This window comes from Nocardioides sp. IC4_145, assembly GCF_011250565.1.
Taxonomy (GTDB): Bacteria; Actinomycetota; Actinomycetes; order Propionibacteriales; family Nocardioidaceae; genus Nocardioides.
Genome location: NZ_JAANMS010000002.1, coordinates 176,028 through 198,894 on the forward strand (window position 1 = coordinate 176,028; position 22,867 = coordinate 198,894).

Consider the following 22,867-nt stretch of genomic DNA (forward strand, 5'->3'; position numbering starts at 1 on the left):
GGCCGGCGCCCGCGGGCGGCCCGGTTCACCCCGTCGGGGGCGTCTGGGACGCGCCTACGGTGGACAACGGGGACCCATGACCTCCACGCACGCGCACGCGCACCCCGTCGGCCGACTCGTCGACGGCTACGACCCCGACGGGGAGGTCGCCCTCGGCGGGTACGCCGGGAGCCTGACGACCTACGGCCTCGTCCTTGCCGGCATCGCCGCCGCCGGCTCGGCCTCGGGCCACCAGCTCGTCGAGCGCTACGACCTGGCCGACATCGCACTGGGCGGCCTGGCGGTCCACAAGTTCACCCGGCTGGTCTCGAAGTCGTCGGTGGCCGCGCCGGTGCGCGCGCCGTTCACGGAGTTCGAGGGCGCCGCGGGCTCGGGGGAGCACGTCGAGAAGGCGCGGGAGGACGGTGGCATCCGCAGCACGGTCGGCAAGCTGATCACCTGCCCGTTCTGCCTCGGCGTCTGGATCGGCACCGCCTACATCGCGGCGCTCAACCTCGCCCCGCGCCCGGCCCGCACCTGGGCCGCGCTCTTCGCCGTCACCGCCCTCTCCGACTCGCTCCAGCACGTCTACGCGCGGCTGCGCGGCGACTGAGCCGGGCCCAGCCGGCGCACGCCGGCGGGTCAGCCGGCGTCGGCCTCGGCGGCCGCCTTGAGCTTGGGCAGGGTGCCCTCGATGCCGCGGCGGTTCTTCTCCGGGACCCCGAGCCGGCGGAGCACGGTCTGGCCGAGGCCGGGGTAGTACGTCGCGTCCCAGGTCTCGGTGACGCGGGTGCCCGGGGTGCCGGCGAGGTCGACCGGCTCGAGCTCGTAGCGCCAGCGGTGCGGGCCGAGGTGCTTCCAGGCGATCAGCCGGCCCTCCTCGAACTCCACGACCTTGTTGCGGATGCGGTACGGCGCACCCATCTTCATGCTCATCCCGAACGTCGAGCCGAGCCCGAGCCGCTCCGGGCCGGAGATCGAGTCGCGCACCGTGCCTGAGCCGTCGATCCGCGGGTGCTGTCGCGGGTCGACCAGGATCGCGAAGACCGCCTCGGGTGGGGCGGCGATGAGCTCGGTGGCGGAGACGCGCATGTCGGTGTCGGCATCGGTGCTCATGGCCCGAACGTAGCCGGGAGCGCCAGCAGGGCGACCGGGTTGGCGCGGCGGCGGCCGCCCCCGGTACCTTCGGTCCCACCACGCATGTGGTCCCGGTCACAAGGCGCACCACCCCCGCGCCCGAGCGTCCGGGGACCCACCGCCCGGCGACCGGAGACCCCGGAGGCCGGTGACCACGAAGGAGTGCGCCCGTGAGCCAGACGTCCGGATTCGGCCCCGACCTCGCGGAGGTGTTCGGCCCCTCCCAGCAGGACGGCGGGCCCGAGCTCGTCCAGCTGCTGACGCCCGAGGGCGAGCGCGTCCACAACCTCCCCCCTGAATTTGCACAGTTCGACCTCGACTTCTCCGCCGAGCAGCTGCGCGGCTTCTACCGCGACATGGTGCTGACCCGGCGGATCGACACCGAGGCCACCGCCCTGCAGCGCCACGGCGAGCTCGGCATCTGGGCCCAGCTGCTCGGCCAGGAGGCCGCGCAGGTCGGCGCCGGCCGCGCGCTGCGCCCGCAGGACCACGTCTTCCCGACCTACCGCGAGCACGGCGTCGCGTGGTGCCGCGGGCTCGACCCCCTCCGGCTGCTCGGCCTCTTCCGCGGTGTCGACCAGGGCTCGTGGGACCCCGAGGAGTTCCACTTCGGGCTCTACACGATCGTCATCGGCGCGCAGACGCTCCACGCGACCGGCTACGCGATGGGCATGCAGCGCGACGGCGTCGTCGGCACCGGCGACCCCGACCGGGACGCCGCGGTCGTCGCGCACTTCGGCGACGGCGCCAGCAGCCAGGGCGACGTCAACGAAGCGTTCATCTTCGCGGCGTCGTACAACGCGCCGGTCGTCTTCTTCTGCCAGAACAACCAGTGGGCCATCTCCGAGCCGATCGAGCGGCAGACGCGGATCCCGCTCTACCAGCGCGCGCTCGGGTTCGGCTTCCCCGGCGTGCGGGTCGACGGCAACGACGTGCTCGCGACGTACGCCGTGACGCAGGCGGCGCTGCAGCGTGCGCGCGACGGCCAGGGCCCGACGTTCGTGGAGGCCTACACCTATCGGATGGGCGCGCACACCACGACCGACGACCCGACCCGCTACCGGCTCTCCGACGACGTGGAGCACTGGAAGCTCAAGGACCCGATCGCGCGGCTGGAGGTCTACCTCAAGCGCAACGGCCTCGCGGAGGGCTCGTTCTTCGGCGACATCAAGGACGAGGCCGACCAGCTCGGCGCGACGCTGCGCGAGGGCTGCAAGGCGATGCCGGACCCGCGGCCGTTGAGCATGTTCGACCACGTCTACGCGGAGCTGACCGACGAGCTCGCCGCCCAGCGCGACGGGTTCGCGGCGTACCTCGCCCAGTTCGAGGAGGCCTGAGATGAGCGCAGCGACCAGCACCCAGGGCGGCCAGAAGGTCACCCTCGCCAAGGCCCTCAACATGAGCCTGCGCGCCGCGATGGAGCACGACGACAAGGTCCTGGTCATGGGCGAGGACGTCGGCAAGCTCGGCGGCGTCTTCCGGATCACCGACGGGCTGCAGAAGGACTTCGGCGAGGACCGCGTCATCGACTCCCCGCTCGCGGAGTCCGGCATCGTCGGCACCGCCGTCGGTCTGGCGCTGCGCGGCTACCGGCCCGTGGTGGAGATCCAGTTCGACGGGTTCGTCTACCCCGCCTACGACCAGATCGTCTGCCAGGTCGCGAAGATGCACTTCCGCAGCCAGGGCCGCTCGAAGATGCCGATGGTCATCCGGATCCCGTTCGGCGGCGGCATCGGCGCGGTCGAGCACCACAGCGAGTCGCCCGAGGCGCAGTTCGCGCACACCCCGGGCCTCAAGGTGGTGGCCTGCTCGAACCCCGTCGACGGCTACTGGATGCTCCAGCAGGCCATCGCCTGCGACGACCCCGTGATCTTCCTCGAGCCCAAGCGGCAGTACCACGCCGACAAGGCCGACCTCGACGTCGACGCCACCCCCGAGCCGCTCTTCAGCTCCCGGGTCGTCCGCCGCGGCACCGACGTGACGGTGCTGGCCTACGGGCCGACGGTCAAGACCGCGCTCAAGGCGGCCGAGGCCGCCTCCAACGAGGGCCGCTCGCTCGAGGTCATCGACCTGCGCACGCTCTCGCCGCTGGACATGGGGCCGGTCTACGAGTCGGTGCGCCGCACCGGCCGCGCCGTCGTCTGCCACGAGGCGCACGTCAACCTCGGCATGGGCGCGGAGCTCGCCGCCCGGATCGCCGAGGAGTGCTTCTACTCCCTCGAGGCGCCGGTGCTGCGGGTCGGCGGGTTCGACACGCCGTACCCGCCCTCGCGCATCGAGGAGGACTTCCTGCCCGACCTCGACCGCGTCCTCGACGCCGTCGACCGCTCGCTCGCGATCTGAGGAGGACGCATGCCCGAGTACCTCCTGCCCGACGTCGGCGAGGGCCTGACCGAGGCCGAGATCGTCTCCTGGAAGGTCAAGGTCGGCGACGTCATCGACGTCAACGACGTGGTCGTCGAGATCGAGACCGCCAAGTCCCTGGTCGAGCTGCCGTCGCCGTACGCCGGCACCGTCACCGGCCTGCTCGTCCCCGAGGGCGAGACCGTGCCGGTCGGCACGCCGATCATCGTCATCGGTGACCCCTCCGAGCCGCTGCCCGACGCGGGCACCGGCCCCGGCGACATGGTCATCGACCTCTCCAACCCCGCGGCCAGCGGCAGCGGCGAGGGGGAGAGCCTCGTCGGTCGGATGAAGGCCGACCGCGGCCCGATGCGCCGCCCGCGCAAGGGGTCGGCCTCGCCGTCGACCGAGTCCGCCGCGGCGACGCAGATGCAGGTCCAGGGTGCGTTCGCCCCCGGCGGCGCCCAGTCCGACCCGGTCGTCGAGGCCGACGAGCCGGCCGTCCCGGCCACGCCCGCCCCTCCCCTCCCGGCCGACGAGCGGGTGCTCGCCAAGCCGCCGGTCCGCAAGCTGGCCAAGGAGCTCGGCGTCGACCTGGCCTCCTGCACCGCCTCCGGCCCGTACGGCACCGTCACCCGCGACGACGTCCTCGCCCAGGGCCGGCTGTCCGAGCACCGGCCGGTCGAGGAAGGCGCGCTGGCGCCTGTCTCGAGACCTGCCGCGCGACCTGCCGGCACCCGCGAGACCCGCGAACCCATCAAGGGCGTGCGCAAGATGATGGGCGCGGCGATGGTGGAGTCGGCGTTCACGATCCCGCACGTCACGGAGTGGGTGACGCTCGACGTCACCCGCACGACCGAGCTGGTCGAGCGGCTCAGGGACCACCGCGAGCTGCGCGACGTGAAGGTGTCCCCGCTGCTGGTCATCGTCCGCGCGGTGCTGCTGGCGATGCGGCGCACGCCGGAGATCAACTCCCTGTGGGACGAGGCGGCGGGCGAGGTGGTGCTCAAGCACTACGTCAACCTCGGCATCGCCGCGGCCACCCCGCGCGGGCTGGTCGTGCCGAACGTCAAGGACGCCCAGGACCTCACCCTGCGCGAGCTGGCCGAGGCGCTGGGCCAGCTCACCGCGACCGCGCGCGAGGGCCGGACGCAGCCGGCGGAGATGAGCGGCGGGACGTTCACGATCACCAACGTCGGCGTCTTCGGCGTCGACGCGGGCACGCCGATCATCAACCCGGGTGAGTCGGCGATCCTGTGCGTCGGCGCGATCTCCAAGCGGCCCTGGGTCGACGAGGTCACCGGCGAGATCGTCGCCCGCGACGTGACGACGTTGGCGCTGTCCTTCGACCACCGCCACATCGACGGGGAGAAGGGCTCGCGGTTCCTCGCCGACGTCGCCTCGATCCTCCGCGACCCGGCCTCGGCGCTGCTCTTCTAGCCGCAGGCGCGGAGCAGGGCCAGCACGAGCGTCTCGGTGACGGCGGTCAGCTCGGAGACCGGGACGGCCTCGTGCGGGCTGTGCGCGAGCCGGACGTCGCCGGGGCCGTAGTGCAGCGTGGGGGTGCCGGCGGCGGCATACAGCCGGAGGTCGGAGCCGTACGGCGCGCCCCGCTCGCGCGGCCGGGGCCCGCCGGTGACGTCGACGTGCGCGGCCGCGACCAGGTCGTGCAGGGCGCCGGCGTCCCCGGCGTACTGCCCGGCGCCGAACTGCCCGCCGGTCCACGCCACGGTCGGCGGGTGGTCGCGCAGCCACGGGTCGCGGGCGGCGGCATCGGCGACCGCCTCCTCGAGCGCGGCGCGGGCGTCGGCGGCGTCCTCGCCGAGAGCGACGCCGAGCCGGCCCTCGGCGACCAGCAGGTCGGGCACGGTGCTGGCCCAGTCGCCGGCGCGGAGCGTGCCGACGGAGATGGGGTAGGCGACCGGGTACTCCGCCATCAGCGGGTGCACGTCGGCGTTGCGGCGCCGCTCGAGGTCGGCGAGCGCGGCGTGGAGCGGGAGGTAGGCGTCGATCGCGCTGCGGCCGACGTACGCCGTGCTGCCGTGCGTCGCCGCGCCCGGCACGCGCAGCTCGAAGGTGAGCGCGCCGGCGTTGGCGGTGGTGATCGTGCCGCTGGTCGGCTCGGTGATGACGCACGCCTTCGCGCGGTGGCCGCGGGCGAGGGTCGCGAACGCGCCGAGGCCGCCGTCCTCCTCGCCGACGACGAGGTGGAGGGCGTAGGGCTTGGTGAGCTCGATGCCGGCGGCGCGGATCGCGCGGACCGCGGCCAGGTTGGCGACGACGCCCGCCTTCATGTCGCAGGCGCCGCGGCCGTGGAGGTTGCCGGCCGCGTCGACGTACGGGTGGAACGGCGCGGTGCGCCACTGCGCCGGGTCGCCCTCGGGGACGACGTCGACGTGGCCCTGGAGGACGAGCTCCGGCTCGGGGCCCTCGCCGCCCGCGACCGGGCCGCTGCCTGCGACCAGGCCCCAGGCCTCGACGCGCGGCACCTCCATGCCGGGGAAGTCCGGGTCGGCGGTGAGGGCGGGCAGGTCCAGCTGCCACAGGTCGACGTCCAGGTCGAGCTCGCGCAGCTGCTTGGCGAGCAGGTGCTGGACGTCGCACTCGGCGTCGGAGCCGACGACGCTCGGCACGGCGACGAGGTCGAGGAGGTCACGGGCCAGCTCGCGCTCGTCGACGAAGGCGAGGGCGCGCAGCTCCGTGTCGGAGAGGTCGCGGTGGGTCATGAGCAGACGCTAGGGAGGCGGGCCGCCGTCGCGCCGCCGATTTACCCGCTTGTTACCGCTGCTCCGGCGCCCGACTAGACGGGGCCGCCGGCGGGTAGACGGAACCCGTGACGGATGAGGGGCAGGACGACGGCTACCCCGAGCTGGGGGACCGGCTCGGGCCGTACAGCATCGGCGCGCGGATCGGTGCCGGCGGCATGGGCTGGGTCTTCGAGGCGCTGGACTCGCGGCTGCACCGGCAGGTCGCGATCAAGGTCATCGCGCCGCGGCTGGCCGACGACGACGACTTCCGCGCCCGGTTCGTGCGCGAGGCGCAGGCCCAGGCCTCGCTGGACTCCCCGCACGTCGTCCACGTCTACGACCACGGCGAGGCCGACGGCCGGCTCTACCTCGTCACGCAGCACGTCCCCGACGGCGACCTGGCCGAGCAGCTGCGCGCCCGCGGGGTCCCGCCGCGCGAGGCAGCGGTCGACATCGCCGCGCAGGTCGCGACGGGGCTCGCCGACGTCCACGCCGCCGGGTTCGTGCACCGCGACGTCAAGCCGTCCAACGTCCTGCTCCGGCGCCGCGACGGTGGCGTCACGGCGTACCTCGGCGACTTCGGGATCGTCCGCCCCGCCGCCGGCGACCACACCGCGACGGCGCCGGGCACGCCCGACTACATGGCGCCCGAGCTGCACAGCGGCGCCCCGGCCGACCCGCGCAGCGACGTCTACTCCCTCGGCTGCCTGCTGTGGACCACGCTCGCCGGCGCCCCGCCGTACTCCGGCTCCTCGGAGTGGGAGCTGGTCACCGCCCACCGCGAGCAGCCGGTGCCGCAGCTGACCGGCGACGGCTCGCTGGTCGAGGGCATCAACCGGGTGCTGGCGCGTGCGATGGCCAAGGACCCGGCCGAGCGGTACGCCGACGCGAGGCCGCTGCGCGACGACCTGCGCGACCTGCTGCGGCTGCCGGCCGAGGGGCACGTGGTGCCGGTCGAGGCGGTCGACCCACCTCCGGCGGCCCCCCTCCCGGCGCCGCCGCACGCCCGCCGGCGGATCGCCGTCGTCGTCGCGGCGCTGCTGGCGCTCGCCGTCGCCGGAGTCGTCCTGTGGGCGCTGACCTGGGGCGACGACGAGCCGACGGACGACCCGGCGACGGGTGCGACCGCAGTCGGGACGCTCGACCGGGCGACGGCGGTGGCGAGCGTGTCTGCGGCCTTCGCGGAGCAGGGGATCGACGACGAGGCGCTCGCGACCTGCATGGCCGAGCACTGGGTCGACGGGACCGGGATGGAGCGGATGCGCGAGGAGGGGTTCCTCGACGACGACTCGTCGTTCGTGGACCTGCCGTCCTCGGAGATGCCCGAGGAGATGCGCACCGCGTTCGGCACGGCCCTCGCCGCGTGCTCGGGCGGCGTCGTCGAGGAGTGACCCGGGCCTGACCTTGCCCTAGACGTACCGGCGGGCGCGGTCGGCCGGGCTGCCGGGGCCGCGGTCCAGCAGCGCGGCGAGCTCGTGCTCCAGCACCGCCCCGACCCGGCGGCAGAACGCCTCCGCCTCGTCGGCCGCGTCGGGCCGCTCGGCGACGATCCGGTCGACGATGCCGAGCCGGTGCAGGTCGAGCGCCCGCACCTGCTGCTTGCGCGCCATCTCCGGGGCGTGGTCGAGGTCGCGGTGCACGATCGCGCTCGCGCCCTCGGGCGGCAGCGGGGAGAGCCAGGCGTGCTGGGCTGCGACGACGCGGTCCGCGGGGAGGAGCGCCAGCGCGCCGCCGCCGTTGCCCTCGCCGAGCATCAGGCACAGGGTCGGTGCGTCGAGGGTGACCAGGTCGGCGAGCGAGCGGGCGATCTCGCCGGCGAGGCCGCCGTTCTCGGCGTCGGCCGACAGGGCCGCGCCGCGGGTGTCGATGACGGTGACCAGCGGCAGGCCGAGCTCGGAGGCGAGCCGCATGCCGCGGCGGGCCTCCCGCAGCGCGCCCGGACCCATCGGCTGCTCGGCGGTCTGGCCGCGGCGGTCCTGGCCGAGGAACACGCAGGGTGCCTCGCCGAACCGGACCAGCCCGATGAACAGCCCCGGGTCCTGCTCGCCCTGGCCGGTGCCGTTGAGCGGCACGACCTCGTCGGCGGCGTACCGCAGCAGCCGGCGCACGCCGGGCCGGTCCGGGCGCCGCGAGCGGGTGACCGCGTCCCAGGTCTCGACGTCCGGCGCGGTGCCGGGGTCGTCGTACGTCGCCTGGGCGTCGAGCGTCGTGGGCGTGATGCCGCGGCGCGGGGCGAGGATGACGGTCAGCGCGCGGTCGAGGATCTCCGCGATGTCCTCGGGGGCGACGACGGCGTCGATGATGCCGCGGGAGTAGAGGTTCTCCGCGGTCTGGACGCCCTCGGGGAACGTCTTGCCGTAGAGCGCCTCGTAGACCCGCGGTCCGAGGAAGCCGAGCAGCGCGCCCGGCTCGCCGACGGTCACGTGGCCCAGCGAGCCCCACGACGCCATCACGCCGCCGGTGGTGGGGTGGCGGAGGTAGACGAGGTACGGCAGCTCGGCTGCCTTGTGCGCGGCGACGGCCTCGCTGATGCGGACCATCTGCACGAACGCCGGCGTGCCCTCCTGCATGCGGGTGCCGCCGCTGACCGGCGCCGCGAGCAGCGGGAGACCCTCGCGGGTCGCGCGCTCGATGCCGGCCACGATCCGGTCGGCGCTGGCGCGGCCGATCGACCCGGCCAGGAAGCCGAACTCGCCCACGATGACCGCCACGCGACGCCCGCGCATCAGGCCCTCGCCGGTCAGCACCGACTCGTCGACGCCGCTCTTCTCCTCGGCGCGGGCCAGCTCGGCGGCGTACTCCTCGGAGATGCCGGCCCGCTCCGGCCGGGTGTCCCAGGAGACCCACGACCCCTCGTCGAGCACCAGGTCGATCAGCGCGGCAGCATTCGGTCGGCCCATGCTGCGAACCTAACCGCTCCTGCCGGCCACGCCCCCAGCGACCGTTGACGAAGGTTCCCCCGCCCGCGGGCAACCCCTGCCGAAGGCCCGGACGGTCAGCCGGTCAGCGAGGTGAGGACAGCGGCCTCCTCGGCGCGGGTGAGGCCGGTGACGGGGGCGTCGGGGCTGGCTCGGAGCCAGGCGAGGGTGTCGCGGGCGGTGTCCTCGACGGGGCGGAGGGTGAGGCCGGCGGCAAGGGACGGCTCGACGTCGTGGGCGAGGAGGCCGTCGTGGGCGGGGCGCGGCAGCCACAGCGGCAACGACCGGTCGCCGGCCCACGGCTGCACGTCGTGCGCCTCGAGGTCGGCCGCGGGGGTCCACCGCAGCAGGGCGTCGCCGCCGCCGGAGCCGAGCGCGACGGCGGCGAGGAGGTCGCGGATCGAGGTGGGCTCCCCGACCCCGTCGAAGTCGCCGACGGTCCGCTGCTCGGCCAGGGTGACGAGCCACGCCGCGAGGTCGCGCACGTCGACGACCTGCACGACGTCCTCCGGGTCGCCGGGCGCGAGCACGGTCGGGGCGGAGGCGACGTCGGCGAAGCGCGCCGGCCAGTAGGGGAACCGCCCCGTCGGGTCGCCCGGGCCGACGATCAGCCCCGGCCGGACGACCGCGGCGGACGCCGCGCCGTCGCGGACGATCGACTCGCAGGCGACCTTCATCGGGCCGTACGCCTCCGGGTCGGCGGCGAGGTCGGTGTCGTCCCGGAGCGGTTCGCGCAGCGGCAGGGTGCCGGGCCGTCCGCCGGGCGTCGACTCGTCGGCGTACACGTTGATCGTCGACACGAAGACCCAGTGCGCGTCCGGCACGGCGGCCACCGCGGCACGCACCCAGGACGGCTGCCGCGCGACGTCCACGACCGCGTCGTACGCCGCGCCGAGCGCCTCGGCCACCGCCTGCGGCGACGACTGCGCACGGTCGAGCTCGACGTGGGCGACCCCGTCCGGCAACGAGCCGGACGTGCCGCGGCACGCGCAGGTCACCTCGTGACCCCGGGCGACGGCCTCCTCGGCCACCGCACGCGAGAGGAACACCGAGCCGCCGAGCACGAGGAGCCGCATGCCGACAGCGTGCCTCAGGACCGCGGCGGCGTGGTGGAACCCATCAGCCACGCGTCGAAGAAGGACGTCAGCTCCAGGCCGGTGTGGTCCTCGACCCAGGCGAGGTACTCCTCGCGGTCGGCGGTGCCGTTGTCGCGCGACGCGGGCCACGCGCGGACCATCGTCCAGAACGCGTCGTCGTCCCCGTCGCGGGCGGCGAGCCGCTCGCGCAGCTCGTGCCACATGAGCATCGGGCCGTAGTAGATGTTCGACTCCCCGAACGCCCGCGGGTCGAAGGCGCCCGGCGGGCCGGCCTCGGCGCGCTCCACCACCTCGCGCTCGGCGTAGGCGTCGAGGAGCCGGTCGAGGCCGGGGCCCTCGTGCTCGGCCTGCCAGAGGACCTGGAGGTACATCGCCATGCCCTCGTTCATCCACACGTCGCGCCAGTCCTCGGGCGTGACCTGGTTGCCGTACCAGTGGTGCGCCAGCTCGTGCACGACCACCGGCGCCGAGAGCGTGTAGTCGCTGATGCCGAGCGTGATCATCGTCTGGGTCTCCATGCCGCTGAGCGACTCGACCAGCACGGCACCGGCGGTGTCGTACGGGTAGGGCCCGAGCCGCTCCTCCAGCCACGCCAGCTCGCGGGCCATGGTCCGGGCGCCGCGGCCCAGCTGCGGCCGGTCGCGCGGGACCCACCAGGTGACGGGCACGCCGCTCGCCGACGTCGCCTCGGTGCTGGTGTAGTCGCCGGTCGCGACCGTCACGAGGTATGCCGCCGCCGGCTCGGCCAGGTGCCACCGGGTGACCGTCCGGCCGTCGCGCTCCTCGCGGGAGACCAGCTCGCCGCCGGCCACCCCGGTCCAGGGGCTCGGCACGCTGACCGTGATGTCGTAGAGGGCCTTGTCGGAGGGGTGGTCGTTGACGGCGTACCAGGTGTGGGCGCCGTACGGCTCCTGCATCGTCCAGGTCCAGCCCTCGTCGGTGGTGGTCCACCCGGTCGTGCTGAAGTCGCCGCGGGTCGTGGGTGCGGCGGTGGGGCGGGGCGTGCCGGCGTACGCCACGACCACCTCGTGGCGCTGGTCCTCGACGACCTCGTGCTCGAGCACCAGGTCCTTGCCGTCGTGCCGCCACTCGACCTCCTCGCCGTCGAGGGTCACCGACCGCACCGTGAGCTCGGGGGACAGGTCGAGCTGCACGCTGTCGTCGTTCGCGGTGGCGCGGAACGTCAGCCGCTCCCGCCCGTCGAGCACCCGTCGCTCGGGGTCCCAGTCCAGCGAGAGGTCGTAGTGCAGCGCGTCGACGCCCGGGTCGCCGACCTCGGGGTAGACCGAGTCCTCCTGCGGCTCGTTGACCGCCAGGTCCAGCGCGTCCGCGGGCGCCTCGACCGGCGGCGGGTGGGCCGCCGGCTCCCGCGGCCCGTCCGGCTGGTCGGCGGTGCAGCCCGCGAGGAGCGCGGCGACCAGCAGGCCGCACCCGAGCGGCGTACGCCGCGTCACCCGCGCACCTCACTCATCGGGGCGCAGCATCGGCCGCACGAGCTTGCGGCCGTGGTGGACCTGGGCCTTGACGGTGCCCGTCGGCAGCCCGAGCAGCCCGGCGATGTCGTCGTACGCCATGCCGTAGACGTCGCGCAGCAGCAGCGGCTCGACCATCTGCGGGTGGTCGCGCTCGAGGGTCTCCATCGCCTCGAGCAGGTCCAGGCGCGTGCCGGCGATGACCGAGGTGGTGCGCGGGTCGGGCCGCTCGGCGGGCAGCACGTCGCTGGCGACGGCCTGGTTCTTCATCCGGCGGTACGTCGACCGCGCGCTGTTGACGGCAACGACGTGCATCCACGTGGTGAACCGGCCGCGGCCGCCCCACGACCCGATCTTGCTCGCGATGTTGAGCAGCGCCTCCTGGCAGGCGTCCTCGGCGTCGGCGAGGTGCGGCAGCACGCCGCGGCACACGTTGAGCGCCCGCGGACGCACGGCCGTCAGCAGGTCCTCGAGCGCGTCGCGGTCGCCGGCCTGCGCCCGCCGCGCGAGCTCGTCGATGTCGTCCGGTGTGGGCGTCTCGGTGGCCATGCCTGGTGTCCTCCCCCGTCGGCTGCAACATAATGCCGGGGTGTCCATGCCCGCCCGTCTCGGTCGCTACGCCGTGCGCCGACGTCTCGGCTCCGGGGGCTTCGCGACGGTCTGGCTGGCCTACGACGAGCAGCTCGACAGCCCGGTCGCGGTCAAGGTGCTGGCCGACAACTGGACCGGGGACTCCCACGTCCTGCGCCGGTTCGTCGAGGAGGGCCGCTACCTGCGACGGGTCGAGTCCCCGCACGTCGTCCCCGTGTACGACGCCGGCGAGCTCGACGACGGCCGGCCCTACCTGGTCATGGCGTACGCCGACCAGGGCACGCTCGCGGACCGGCTGGCCGCCGACGGCTCGGACGTCCCCGGGCTGACCGTGTCGCAGGCGGTCGAGGTGGTCCGCCAGGTCGGCGCCGGGCTGACCGCGCTGCACGCCCGCGGCATCCTGCACCGGGACGTGAAGCCGGCCAACGTGCTCTTCCGGACCGTCGACGGCACGGTCCGCGCGATGCTCGGCGACCTCGGGCTGGGCAAGGCGCTCGACGTGTCCTCGCGGCTGACGATGGTCGCGGGCACGCCCACCTTCGTCTCGCCGGAGCAGGCGCAGGCCGAGCCGCTGGACGCGCGCGCGGACCAGTACTCCCTCGGCGCGCTGGCCTACCTGCTGCTGGCCGGCCGGGCGCCGTACACCCACACGACCCTGGGCGCCGCCGCCGCGCCGGCCCCGCCCCCGCCGCTGTCGACGCCGGAGCGGCCGTTCCCGGACGCCACCGACGCGGTCGTGCGCCGGGCGCTGGCGGTCGACCGCGAGGAGCGGTACCCGGACGTCGCGGCGTTCGTCGAGGCGCTCGAGGCGACCCTCGACTGCGTGGCCGCCGCCCCCGCCCCGTGGCTGCCGCTCGACCCCGAGCTGACCCAGCCCGGCGCCCGGCCGGCCCCGGCTCCGGCCGGCGAGCCGCCGGCCGCCGGGCCGCTGCCCCGGCCGAGCACGCCGGCGGGGCCCTCGCGCCCCCGCTGGACCGTCGCGGCGGTCCTGGCCGCGGGCGCGCTGGTGGCCGGTACCGTGGCCGGCTACGCCTGGCAGGCCGACCGCGACGGGGAGGTCCGGCTGACCGACGACGACGGCAGCCTGAGCGTCGCGGTCCCGGGGGACTGGGAGCGCTCCGTCGCGACCGACGGCTGGACGCCGCCGACCGGCGACGCGGCGTACCCCGCTCTCTCCGTCGGCACCCGCACCGACTGGAACGACCCGGCGACGCCGGCCGAGGGGGTCTTCCTCGGGCTCTTCCCCGGCACCCGGCTGCCGACGACGATGCCGCAGCACCCCGAGTGCGGGGAGGCGCAGGAGCCGGTCACCGAGACCTCCGGTGACCCCTCGACGACCGTCGTGCACACCGGCTGCCCCGACGGCGTCACCGTCGAGCGGGTCGTCCAGGTCGCCGACAACCGGCTGCTGTGGGTGCAGGTGCGCAGCGACGACCGGGCGACCGCCAACCGGGTGCTCGACAGCGTCGAGACCCACGGCATCTGAGCCCCGGGGAGCCCGTCAGGAGCTGGTGGCCTGGCGCATGATCCGCTCCGCCAGGTCGGCCATCCCGAGCCGGTCGCGCTCGCGCCCGACGACCGCGACGGTCGCGTAGGCGGTGCGGCCGTCGAGGGAGAGGAACCGCTCCATCGCCACGCGGCGGTGCCGGGCGGTCACGTACGTCGCGGTGAACCCGTCCCGGGTCTGCGCCTCGACCACCAGGTCCTCCACGTCGGAGGCACCCTCGAGGGCGTCGAGCCGGTCCTGCAGCGCGGACTCGCGGGTCTGGAACCCGGTGACGAGCCGCACGCGCAGGAAGTAGGCGTGGTCGGTGGGCTGCCCCGGCGGGAACCACTTCCACTCGCCCTGCGAGGAGTTGCTCCGCAGCCACCCGGCCGGCACCGGCAGCCGCAGGCCGAACGGCGGGATGCCGAGCTCGACCGGCCGCAGCGGCACGCCCGGCTCGAGCTTGGGGGTGTCGGGGTCGGGCTCGACGAGCGGCGGCGGGTCGACCGGGTACGACGGCGAGACGGCCGGCACCGGCGCGGCCGTCGCCGACGTGCGCGGCTCCTCGCGCGTCAGCACGCCGACCAGCGCCCCGCCCGCGAGCCCGACCGCCCCGGCGACCACGACGACGACCGCGAGGACCGCGGCCCCCGGACGTCGCGTGCTCATGGCGCCCGAGGGTAGACGGGTTCGACCGCGCCGCTACGTTCTGCCCCATGACCAGCCTGCTGCTGCGGAACGCCCGCGTGGTGCCGCTCCGCCCCGAGGACGCCGCGGTCGTCGGCCCGGACCCGGTGGACGTGCTCGTCGAGGGCGGAGCGGTCGCCGCCGTCGGCCCCGGCCTGGCCCGGCCCGACGGCGTCGAGGAGGTCGACGCGGCCGGCCGCTGGCTGGCCCCCGGCCTGTGGGACCAGCACGTCCACATGGCGCAGTGGACGCTCGCCTCGCAGCGGCTCGACCTCGGCGCGACCCGGACCCCCGAGGACGTCACCCGCGCCGTCGCCGAGCGCGTCGCCGAGCAGCCCGACCACCCCGTCATCGGCTGGGGCCACCGCTCCGGCGGCTGGGACCGCGAGGTCACCGTCTCCGAGCTCGACGCGGTCTCCGGGCACACCCCCGTCGTCCTCATCAGCGGCGACGGCCACCACGCCTGGCTCAACACCACCGCGTTGCTCCACCTCGCGATGCCGGTCCGCGACTCCGTGGTCCGCGAGACCGAGTGGTTCGCGGTCTACCCGCGCCTCGTCACGCTCGTCGGCAACGACGGCACCTCGCCCGAGGCCTACCGCCGCTCGCTCGAGGCCGCCGCCGCCCTCGGCGTCGTCGGCATCGTCGACTACGAGTTCGGCCGCGGCCCGCTGGAGTGGGTCGAGCGGTGGAACGGCGGCGCCGACCTGCTGCGCGTGCGCGCGGCGTCGTACGTCGAGACGCTCGAGGAGGTGCTCGCCGCCGGCCTCCGCACCGGCGACCCGCTCCCCGGTGGCGGCCCGCGGCTGACGATGGGCTCCTTGAAGATCATCAGCGACGGCTCGCTCAATACCCGCACCGCGTGGTGCTGCGAGCCCTACGGCGACGCGCACCGCCTCGAGTACCCCGCCGGCCAGCCCAACCTCTCCGGCGACGAGCTGCGCGAGCACCTCGCCCGCGCCCACGCGGCCGGCCTCGAGGTCGCCACCCACGCCATCGGCGACGCCGCCGTGGCCGAGGCGCTGGCGTCGTACGCCGCCACCGGCGCGCGCGGCTCCATCGAGCACGCCCAGATGGTCGGCCGCGACGACGTGCGCCGCATGGCCGAGCTCGGCATCCGCGCCAGCGTCCAGCCCGCCCACCTGCTCGACGACCGCGACATCACCGAGCGGATCTGGGGCGAGCGGTCCGCGCGGTGCTTCGCGTTCCGCTGGATGCTCGACGACGGCGTGGAGCTCGCGCTCGGCTCCGACGCGCCCGTCTCGCCGCTCGACCCGTGGCTGGCGATCGCCGCGGCCGTCCACCGCAGCGCCGACGAGCGCGGCCCGTGGCACGGCGAGCAGGGGATCACTGCCCAGGAGGCCCTCGCCGCCTCCGTCGACGGTCAGCCCACCGTCGCCGTCGGCTCCCGCGGCGACCTCGTCCTCCTCGAGGCCGATCCCCTCGCCGACCACCCCACCACCGCCGACGCCGGGGCCGCCCTCCGCTCGATGTCCGTCGCCCTCACCGTCGTCGACGGGGTCGTCGTCCACCGGGACCTCTGACGACGGCGACGCTCAACCGGCCGAGGCGAGCTTCTCCAGCACCAGGCCGGCGACGGCCTCCTGCTCGACCTTGAGCGGGTGGTAGGCGAGGGCCGTGGCGGCACTGGTGACCCGGCCGTTGACCCAGGGGTCCTCGGAGCAGACGTCGTGGCCGTCGCTGGCGGCGTAGGTGTCGACGTACGCCACGTCGGCCCGCTCCGCCGCGCGCTCCTGCACCTGAGCGAGCAGGCGGGCCATCCGGGCGGCGAAGGGGTGGTCGCCCTCGGCGAGCGGCAGCAGCTCGGGGCAGGTGGCGTCGGCGGGAACGATCTCGGGATAGCCGACGACGACCACCTCGGCCTCCGGCGCACGCTGGCGCACGCCCTCGACGACGGCGACGAGCCGGTCGCCGACGGTGCGGATGTTCGCCTCGAGCTCGACGACGCCGTCGCGGCCGAGCGCGTCGCGGCAGGGTGAGCCGTCGCGGTCCTGGGCGGCGGCGCGGGGACAGGTGCCGGTGAGGGTGCTGTAGATGCCGAAGTCGTTGCCGCCGATGCCGATCGTCACCAGGCTGGTGTCGGGCTGCAGCGCGTCGAGCTGGGGCGGCACGACGCCGCCGCCGAGCACCCGCTGGCTGCCGATGAGGCTCGCGGTGTCGGCACCGGTGCAGCTGACGTCGGTGAGCTCAGCGCCGAGCGCCTCGGCGACCTGCGCGGGGTAGTTCTGCGCGGAGCGGAGGCAGCGCTGGTCGGCGGTCGGCCCGGCGAGCGGGGCGGCGGTGAAGGAGTCGCCGATGGCGACGTACGTCGGGTAGCGGCCGGGCTCCGGGGTGGCCAGCGGGCTCGGGCCGTCGCTGCGCGGGATGCTCGACGAGGGGGTGACCGGGCTCGCGTCGGGCTCGGCACCCGTGTCGTCGCTCCCGGCGCAGCCGGCGGTGAGGGCTGCGAGCAGCACGGTCGGCAGCAGGGCGGTCCGCAGTCGGCGGGCCGTCGTCGTGGGGGTCACGGGGTCTCCAGGCGTCGGGCGGTGTGCGCGTTCGGTGCCCGAACGGGGCCGGTCCCACGAGCGCGACCGGGCGGGACGGACGTCACGTCCGTCCCGCCCGGGGCGCTGGAGGGGAGTCGGCTCAAAGGTCGACGGGGCGCAGGACGCGGTCGATGGCGTGGGCGACCTGCTTGTTGCCCTTGTTGATGTCGAGCACGACGACGCGCGGGTTGCGGTCGTTCTTGTCGGCGTCGAGCAGGGTGACCTTGCCCTTGACGACGTGGACCTTGATGCTGCCGCCCTGGGCGGTCCGGACGCGCTTGCCCTCGGCCGCGAGGACCTTGGGGGAGGTCAGCGTCTTGCCGGCGACGACGTGGTAGAGCAGCACGGTCTCGATGGTGTCGACGCCGAGCTTGGCAACCTGCTTGAGGGTCTTGGCCTCGGTCTTGGGAGCGAACCCCTTGAGGTCCTTGACCAGCAGGCGGAAGGCCTGGTCAGTCGGGATGAAGGCGGTGGCGCGCTGGTCGCCCTGGGTGAGCAGGCCGACGGGGCTGTCCGGCTTGGCGTCGAGGACGGCGAGGACGGCGGCCTCGGTGAGGTCAAAGTCCTTCCAGTTCTTGTCGAGCTCGGTGCCGTCGGCGCCGAGGACAGCGGCGAGGCTCGTGTCACCGGCCTTCGCGGCGGGCGCAGCGGGCGCGGCGGAGGCGGGAGCGACGGCTCCGGCGAGAGCGGTCGAGGCGGCCAGGGCGGCGACGGCGGCAGTGGCGATGCGGTGCTTCATGGGTCTCCCTCTCGAGTGGTGGGTCGGGCTCGGTGCGAGAGGGATTCGCCGCGCGGATCTGGCCGGATTGGGTGAATCTTCTATCAGTTCTCGGATACCGGTTCGGGCTCGGCGACGCCCAGCGCGAGCGTGAGGTCGAGGACCGTCCGCGGGTCCTCCAGCCGGTCGCCGTACGCCTCGCGCAGCTGCCCGAGGCGGTAGCGCACGGTCTGCGGGTGCACGAAGAGGTCCGCCGCGACGTCCTCGCGGCGTCCCTGGTGCAGCAGCCAGGAGCGCAGCGTCTCGGTCAGCTTCTCGGCGGTCGCGGGGCGGAGGTCGGCCAGCGGCGCGAGCGCCCGGGCGCGCAGGTCGGCGAGCGCCTCGGGGTCGGCGGTCAGCACGAGCGTGGGCAGGTGCGCCTCGGTGTCGTCGCGCAGCCCCAGCGCGTGCGCCCGCCGGGCCCGGACGTACGAGGTCCGCACCTCCAGCCACGGACGGGACGGGCCGACCACGGCTCCGCGGCCCCGCAGCGTGCGCAGCAGCGCGCCGCGGGAGCGACCGTGAGCGTCGGGCACGAGCAGCACGCCGACCTCGTCGGCGCCGCTCGTCTCCCCGGCCTCGAGCGTCGCCGGCGGGACCAGGCCGAGCACCGGCCGGACCTGCGAGCGGGGGACCAGCACCGCGGTCAGCGTCGTCGGCGGCGGCCAGTCGGCGCGCTCGGCGGCCTCGAGCACGGCGTCCTCCGGTGAGCCGTCGAGCAGCGCGCGGGCCACCCGCTCGAGCAGCCGGGTGCGGACGCGGCCGGTCGTGGCCAGCTCGTCCTCGTGGCCGGCGACGCTCGCCGCGGACAGCTCGTCGATGTAGGCGAAGACCAGCTCCGCGAAGGCGGCCAGCGTCTGCCCGTCCAGCCCCGCGTCGACCGCCCGCGTGGACATCTCACGCCACGACACCCGCGCGCCGATGCGGTACGCCGCGAGCAGGGCGTCGGTGGTCCGCCCGCTGCGGGCCTCGCCCCGGCCGAGCTGGTAGGCGCCCTCCATCGCCGGTGCGGGCGTCCGCAGGTCGACGCCGCGGCGGCCGGACGCGAGGGTCAGGAAGCCGCCGAGGGCCAGCTGCACGGCGTTGCGGATCGTCTCGCCCATCGACCCGTCGAAGGCGGCGACGTAGCTGGGCACCTCCTCGACGATCGTCTGCACCACCCGCTCGGCGACGACGGGCAGGTCCTCGCGCATGGCGGCGACCGCCTCGGGGGACAGGTGCAGGGCCGGGGTGGGAAGCTGGCGCGGCTCGCGTCGTACCACCGGGGCGCCTCCTGCTGCCGTGACGGGCTCGATCTCGGCCTAGTTTGTCACCTGCGAACAACAAGCGCAGCCCGGTTCACGTCGCTCGCACAGGAGTTTGGCCCTCCCGTGCAGGACACTGGAAGGCATGACCACCGCTGCCGCACCGCTGACCCCCGGTGGTGGCCGCACGCTCCGGAGCGCCCTGCGTCGCTTCGCCGAGTCCGCGGTCACCCCGCTGGAGCTCGACGACGTCCTCGACGTCTTCCATCCGCTGCGCGCGGGCGCCGAGCTGCGGGGCCGGATCGTCCAGGTCCTGCCCGAGACCGCCGAGTCCGCGACCATCGTCCTCAAGCCGGGGCGCGACTGGACCGGCCACGTGCCGGGCCAGTACGTCCGGGTCGGCGTCGACGTCGAGGGCGTGCGCCTGTGGCGCACCTACTCCCTGACCCACGGCCCGCGCGCCGACGGCTGCATCAGCATCACCGTCAAGGCGATCCCGGGCGGCGTCGTCAGCAACCACCTCGTCCACCGCGCGCGCAAGGGGCAGATGCTCCAGCTGGCGCAGCCCGAGGGCGAGTTCGTGCTGCCGCAGCCGCTGCCCCGCAAGCTGCTGCTCGTCACGGGCGGCTCGGGCATCACGCCGGTCATCGGCATGCTCCGCAACCTGCACTCCAAGGCCACCGCGCCGGCGACCGACATCGTGCTCGTGCACGTCAACGCCTCGGAGTCGGCCGCGATCTTTCGCGGCGAGCTGCGGGCGCTCCACGCCTCCGGGCGGATCTCGCTGGTCGAGCGCTTCGACGACACCCACGGCGTGCTCGACGTGGCGCTGCTCGCCGAGCTCGTGCCGGACCTCGACGAGCGGCTCACCTATGCCTGCGGCCCGGCCGGCCTCCTCGACGCGCTCGAGCAGCACCACGCCGACCGCGGCCTCGAGCTGACCACCGAGCGGTTCCGCCCGGTCGTCGTCACCCCTGCCGACGGCGAGGGCGGCGGCACCGTGACGCTGACCGGCGCCACCGGCGGCGGCACCGAGCTCGAGCTCGACGCCACCACCCCGATCCTCGACGCCGCCGAGCAGGCCGGCGTCCTCATGCCGAGCGGGTGCCGGATGGGCATCTGCATGGCCTGCGTCCTGCCGATGCGTGAGGGCGCCGTGCGCGACCTGCGCAACGGCGCGCTGACCGTCGCCGTCCCCGGTGAGACCGGTCCGCAGGGCGTCCCGATCCAGACCTGCATCAGCGCCGCCGCCGGCGCGTGCTCCATCGACCACTGACGTCCGCTCCATCGCACCCTGACCGAAGGAGATCCCCATGGCGACGATCACCCGCAAGCCCGAGAACCCCACCGCGCACCTGACGCCCGAGGACATCGAGCAGATCGGCATCGAGCTCGACGCGATCCGTCAGGACGTCATCGACAGCCGCGGCGAGAGCGACGCGGCGTACATCCGTCGGATCGTGAACATCCAGCGTCGCCTGGAGCTCGCCTCCCGCGCGACGCTGCTGGTCAGCGTCTTCCCGCCGGCGTGGGTCGCGGGCACCGTCGGCCTCTCCGTCGCGAAGATCCTCGAGAACATGGAGATCGGCCACAACGTCATGCACGGCCAGTGGGACTGGATGCGTGACCCGAAGATCCACTCGACCACCTGGGAGTGGGACAACGCGTCGACCGCCGAGGGCTGGAAGCACAGCCACAACGAGGTCCACCACACCTACACCAACATCGTCGGCAAGGACAACGACCTCGGCTACGGCATCATGCGCGTCGACGAGGACCAGCGCTGGCACCCGATGTACCTCGGCCAGCCGCTGTGGAACTTCATCAACGCCTGCTTCTTCGAGTACGGCATCGCCGCCTACGACCTCGAGCTCGGCAAGAACCTCTCGGTGCCGAAGGAGAAGCGCAGCGAGACGTTCAAGCGCAACGCGAAGAACACCCTGCGCAAGATCCGCAAGCAGGCCACCAAGGACTACGTCGTCAACCCGGCGCTCGCGCTGCCGACCGGCTCGTTCCTGCCGACGCTGGCCGCGAACTTCACCGCCAACCTGGTGCGCAACCTGTGGTCGCACTCGGTGATCATGTGCGGCCACTTCCCCGAGGGCGTCGAGACCTTCGAGAAGAAGTCGATCCCCGAGAACGAGACGCGCGGCGAGTGGTACGTGCGCCAGATGCTCGGCTCGGCGAACATCTCCGGCTCGAAGCTGATGCACCTGATGACCGGCAACCTGTCGCACCAGATCGAGCACCACCTCTTCCCGGACCTGCCCTCGAACCGGTACGCCGAGGTCGCGCCCAAGGTGAAGGCGCTGTTCGAGAAGTACGGCCTGAACTACCACGAGGCGCCGCTGCCGCAGCAGGTCGCCAGCGCCTGGCACAAGGTCGTCCGGCTCTCGCTGCCCAACGGCTGGCTCGAGACCACGACGCCCGCGAACGCGCCGCAGCAGCTCGCGCTGCTGTGGACGATGGCGACCGGCGACCGGCGTACCCGCCGTGCCGCCCAGGCCCGCCTCGAGCAGCTCGCCCGCCGTCAGCGCACCGAGGTCGCCGCCGCGGCCTGATCGCGCTCGCGCTCTCCGGCCAGGGCCGTCTGCACCGCACGGTGCAGGCGGCCCTGCTGCGTCGTCATCAGGGTGACGGCGAGGACGGTCGCGCCGACGGTGACGCCGAACGCGGCGGTCGCGCCGCTGCCGTCGGCCAGCCGGCCGGCCACGCTCGACCCGAGCGCGTAGCCCAGGCCGGTGGAGCTGGCGAGGGTCGTCATCGCGGCGCCGACGCGGGCCAACGGGACGACCCTCTCGGCGAGGGAGAAGATCGCGATCATGTAGGGCGCGACGGCGAACCCGAGCAGCAGCACGGTGAGGAACGCGCCGGTCAGCGAGTCGACCAGCAGCAGCGGCAGGGACAGCGCCAGCAGGGTGCCGGCCGCTGCGAGCGCGCGCCGCTCGTGGCCGAACCGCTCGGGGAGGTACGCCGTCGCGATGCCGGCCACCGCGCTGCCGACGCCCAGCGTCGCGTGCACGAGGCCCGCCATCCCGGGCCGGCCGGCGTCGTTGGCGAGCACGGTCGCGCCGGTCTGGGTCGCGCCGAAGAGCATCCCGATCGACACCTGCGCCAGCGCGAGCACCACGAACACCGCGGTCACGAGCGGGCCGGTCGCCAGCGGCGCGCTGCCGTTGCGGCGGGTCAGCCGCGCGGACGGGTCGAGCGCGAAGGCCGTGCCGAAGACCGCGAGCAGGCCGGCCGCGAGCAGCAGCGCCCCGCCGGGGGAGACCACCGCGACCGCGACGCCGACCAGCGCCGGGCCGATGGCGAACGACGCCTCGTCGGCGGCGCCCTCGTAGGAGAACGCAGCGTCGACCAGGCGCCGCTGGTGCGACCCGGTGCCGTGCGTGAGCGGGCGCCAGCGCACGCGCGCGAGCGGGCCGACCTGCGGCAGGACGAGGCCGGTCAGCGCCGCGGTCGCGACCACGAACGGCGCGGTCGCGTCGGCGTGCACGACCGCGACCAGCGAGGCGAGGCCGGCCGCGCCGAGGAGCGACTGGACCAGCACGACGGGGCGCTGGCCGGTGCGGTCCGCGACCGCGCCGGCGACGGGCGCGCCGAGGGCGTTGGCGACCGCGAGCGCACCGGCACTGAGGCCTCCGAGCCCGTAGCTGTCGGTCGCGGTCGAGACGAGCAGGAGCGTGCCGAGCTGGCTCATGGCCAGCGGGAGGCGGCCGAGGAACGCCACGACGACGTACGTCGGTCCGGCGATCGCCAGGAGTCGGCGGTAGGAGGCGAGCGGGGTCATGCGGGAGGGCCTTTCGGGTGCGCCGGGACGACGCGCGCCGTACCCGCCTCCAAGAACGCGCTGAACC

20 protein-coding genes are annotated in these 22,867 nt (G+C 74.6%); 9 read left to right on the forward strand and 11 right to left on the reverse strand.

From position 1 onward, the window contains the following. Positions 1-76: 76 nt before the first annotated feature. Positions 77-592, forward strand: a complete 516-nt coding sequence (locus G6553_RS02110) for a DUF1360 domain-containing protein (RefSeq protein ID WP_166188730.1) — start codon at positions 77-79, stop codon at positions 590-592. Between the two features lie 29 nt (positions 593-621). Here G6553_RS02110 and G6553_RS02115 read toward each other — a convergent pair whose 3' ends face one another. Beyond that, entirely contained in the window at positions 622-1,095 is a 474-nt protein-coding gene (locus G6553_RS02115) for an SRPBCC family protein (RefSeq protein WP_242679875.1), read from the reverse strand. 230 nt (positions 1,096-1,325) lie between these two features. Here G6553_RS02115 and pdhA point away from each other — a divergent pair, with 230 nt between their 5' ends. Genes pdhA through G6553_RS02130 form a run of 3 tightly spaced genes read left to right on the forward strand, consistent with a single transcriptional unit; the run spans position 1,326 to position 4,899 of the window. After that, positions 1,326-2,453, forward strand: coding sequence for a pyruvate dehydrogenase (acetyl-transferring) E1 component subunit alpha (gene pdhA, locus G6553_RS02120; RefSeq protein ID WP_166188839.1), 1,128 nt, complete (start codon positions 1,326-1,328; stop codon positions 2,451-2,453). A 1-nt stretch (position 2,454) separates the two neighbouring features. Further along, on the forward strand, positions 2,455-3,459 hold the full coding sequence (locus tag G6553_RS02125) for an alpha-ketoacid dehydrogenase subunit beta (RefSeq protein ID WP_166188731.1): 1,005 nt from the start codon (positions 2,455-2,457) through the stop codon (positions 3,457-3,459). Positions 3,460-3,468: 9 nt separating this feature from the next. After that, on the forward strand, positions 3,469-4,899 hold the full coding sequence (locus tag G6553_RS02130; protein WP_166188733.1) for a dihydrolipoamide acetyltransferase family protein: 1,431 nt from the start codon (positions 3,469-3,471) through the stop codon (positions 4,897-4,899). Here G6553_RS02130 and G6553_RS02135 read toward each other — a convergent pair. After that, positions 4,896-6,185 carry an ArgE/DapE family deacylase gene (locus G6553_RS02135; RefSeq protein ID WP_166188735.1) on the reverse strand — a complete coding sequence of 430 codons (1,290 nt, stop codon included), beginning with the start codon at positions 6,183-6,185 and terminating at the stop codon, positions 4,896-4,898. The two genes, G6553_RS02130 and G6553_RS02135, sit on opposite strands and share 4 nt — an antisense overlap. A 107-nt stretch (positions 6,186-6,292) precedes the next feature. On the opposite strand from G6553_RS02135, the gene G6553_RS02140 reads away from it, so the two are divergent. Then, the gene (locus G6553_RS02140; RefSeq protein WP_166188736.1) at positions 6,293-7,597 is read left to right on the forward strand and encodes a serine/threonine-protein kinase; all 1,305 of its coding nucleotides are present in this window, start codon (positions 6,293-6,295) and stop codon (positions 7,595-7,597) included. Between the two features lie 18 nt (positions 7,598-7,615). Here G6553_RS02140 and G6553_RS02145 read toward each other — a convergent pair whose 3' ends face one another. The 4 genes from G6553_RS02145 to G6553_RS02160 all read right to left on the reverse strand — a co-directional run bounded on the left by G6553_RS02145 (position 7,616) and on the right by G6553_RS02160 (position 12,242). Then, on the reverse strand, positions 7,616-9,106 hold the full coding sequence (locus G6553_RS02145; protein WP_166188738.1) for a carboxyl transferase domain-containing protein: 1,491 nt from the start codon (positions 9,104-9,106) through the stop codon (positions 7,616-7,618). A gap of 95 nt (positions 9,107-9,201) precedes the next feature. Beyond that, positions 9,202-10,200, reverse strand: a complete 999-nt coding sequence (locus G6553_RS02150; protein ID WP_166188740.1) for an NAD-dependent epimerase/dehydratase family protein — start codon at positions 10,198-10,200, stop codon at positions 9,202-9,204. 14 nt (positions 10,201-10,214) lie between these two features. Then, on the reverse strand, positions 10,215-11,675 hold the full coding sequence (locus G6553_RS02155) for a M1 family metallopeptidase (RefSeq protein WP_166188742.1): 1,461 nt from the start codon (positions 11,673-11,675) through the stop codon (positions 10,215-10,217). 9 nt (positions 11,676-11,684) lie between these two features. Beyond that, positions 11,685-12,242: an RNA polymerase sigma factor gene (locus tag G6553_RS02160; RefSeq protein WP_166188744.1), complete on the reverse strand. Its 558-nt coding sequence runs from the start codon at positions 12,240-12,242 to the stop codon at positions 11,685-11,687. A gap of 46 nt (positions 12,243-12,288) precedes the next feature. Here G6553_RS02160 and G6553_RS02165 point away from each other — a divergent pair, with 46 nt between their 5' ends. Further along, positions 12,289-13,770: a serine/threonine-protein kinase gene (locus G6553_RS02165; protein ID WP_242679910.1), complete on the forward strand. Its 1,482-nt coding sequence runs from the start codon at positions 12,289-12,291 to the stop codon at positions 13,768-13,770. 15 nt (positions 13,771-13,785) lie between these two features. Here the strand turns inward: G6553_RS02165 and G6553_RS02170 are convergent, their stop codons facing one another. Further along, positions 13,786-14,439, reverse strand: coding sequence for a hypothetical protein (locus tag G6553_RS02170; protein ID WP_166188747.1), 654 nt, complete (start codon positions 14,437-14,439; stop codon positions 13,786-13,788). A gap of 47 nt (positions 14,440-14,486) precedes the next feature. On the opposite strand from G6553_RS02170, the gene G6553_RS02175 reads away from it, so the two are divergent. Further along, on the forward strand, positions 14,487-16,001 hold the full coding sequence (locus G6553_RS02175; protein ID WP_166188749.1) for an amidohydrolase family protein: 1,515 nt from the start codon (positions 14,487-14,489) through the stop codon (positions 15,999-16,001). Positions 16,002-16,013: 12 nt separating this feature from the next. Here the strand turns inward: G6553_RS02175 and G6553_RS02180 are convergent, their stop codons facing one another. The 3 genes from G6553_RS02180 to G6553_RS02190 form a co-directional block, all read right to left on the reverse strand. Further along, positions 16,014-16,985, reverse strand: a complete 972-nt coding sequence (locus G6553_RS02180; RefSeq protein WP_166188751.1) for an SGNH/GDSL hydrolase family protein — start codon at positions 16,983-16,985, stop codon at positions 16,014-16,016. 121 nt (positions 16,986-17,106) lie between these two features. Next, entirely contained in the window at positions 17,107-17,745 is a 639-nt protein-coding gene (locus G6553_RS02185; RefSeq protein WP_166188752.1) for a fasciclin domain-containing protein, read from the reverse strand. Between the two features lie 83 nt (positions 17,746-17,828). Next, on the reverse strand, positions 17,829-19,025 hold the full coding sequence (locus G6553_RS02190) for a helix-turn-helix domain-containing protein (protein WP_347565447.1): 1,197 nt from the start codon (positions 19,023-19,025) through the stop codon (positions 17,829-17,831). Positions 19,026-19,152: 127 nt separating this feature from the next. Here G6553_RS02190 and G6553_RS02195 point away from each other — a divergent pair, with 127 nt between their 5' ends. Further along, positions 19,153-20,283 carry a ferredoxin reductase gene (locus G6553_RS02195; RefSeq protein ID WP_166188754.1) on the forward strand — a complete coding sequence of 377 codons (1,131 nt, stop codon included), beginning with the start codon at positions 19,153-19,155 and terminating at the stop codon, positions 20,281-20,283. A 37-nt stretch (positions 20,284-20,320) separates the two neighbouring features. Continuing rightward, positions 20,321-21,568: an acyl-CoA desaturase gene (locus G6553_RS02200; RefSeq protein WP_166188756.1), complete on the forward strand. Its 1,248-nt coding sequence runs from the start codon at positions 20,321-20,323 to the stop codon at positions 21,566-21,568. Here the strand turns inward: G6553_RS02200 and G6553_RS02205 are convergent. Continuing rightward, a complete protein-coding gene (locus G6553_RS02205) occupies positions 21,538-22,800 on the reverse strand; it encodes an MFS transporter (protein WP_166188758.1) in 1,263 nt (420 codons plus the stop codon). The genes G6553_RS02200 and G6553_RS02205 overlap by 31 nt on opposite strands. Positions 22,801-22,867: the final 67 nt, after the last annotated feature.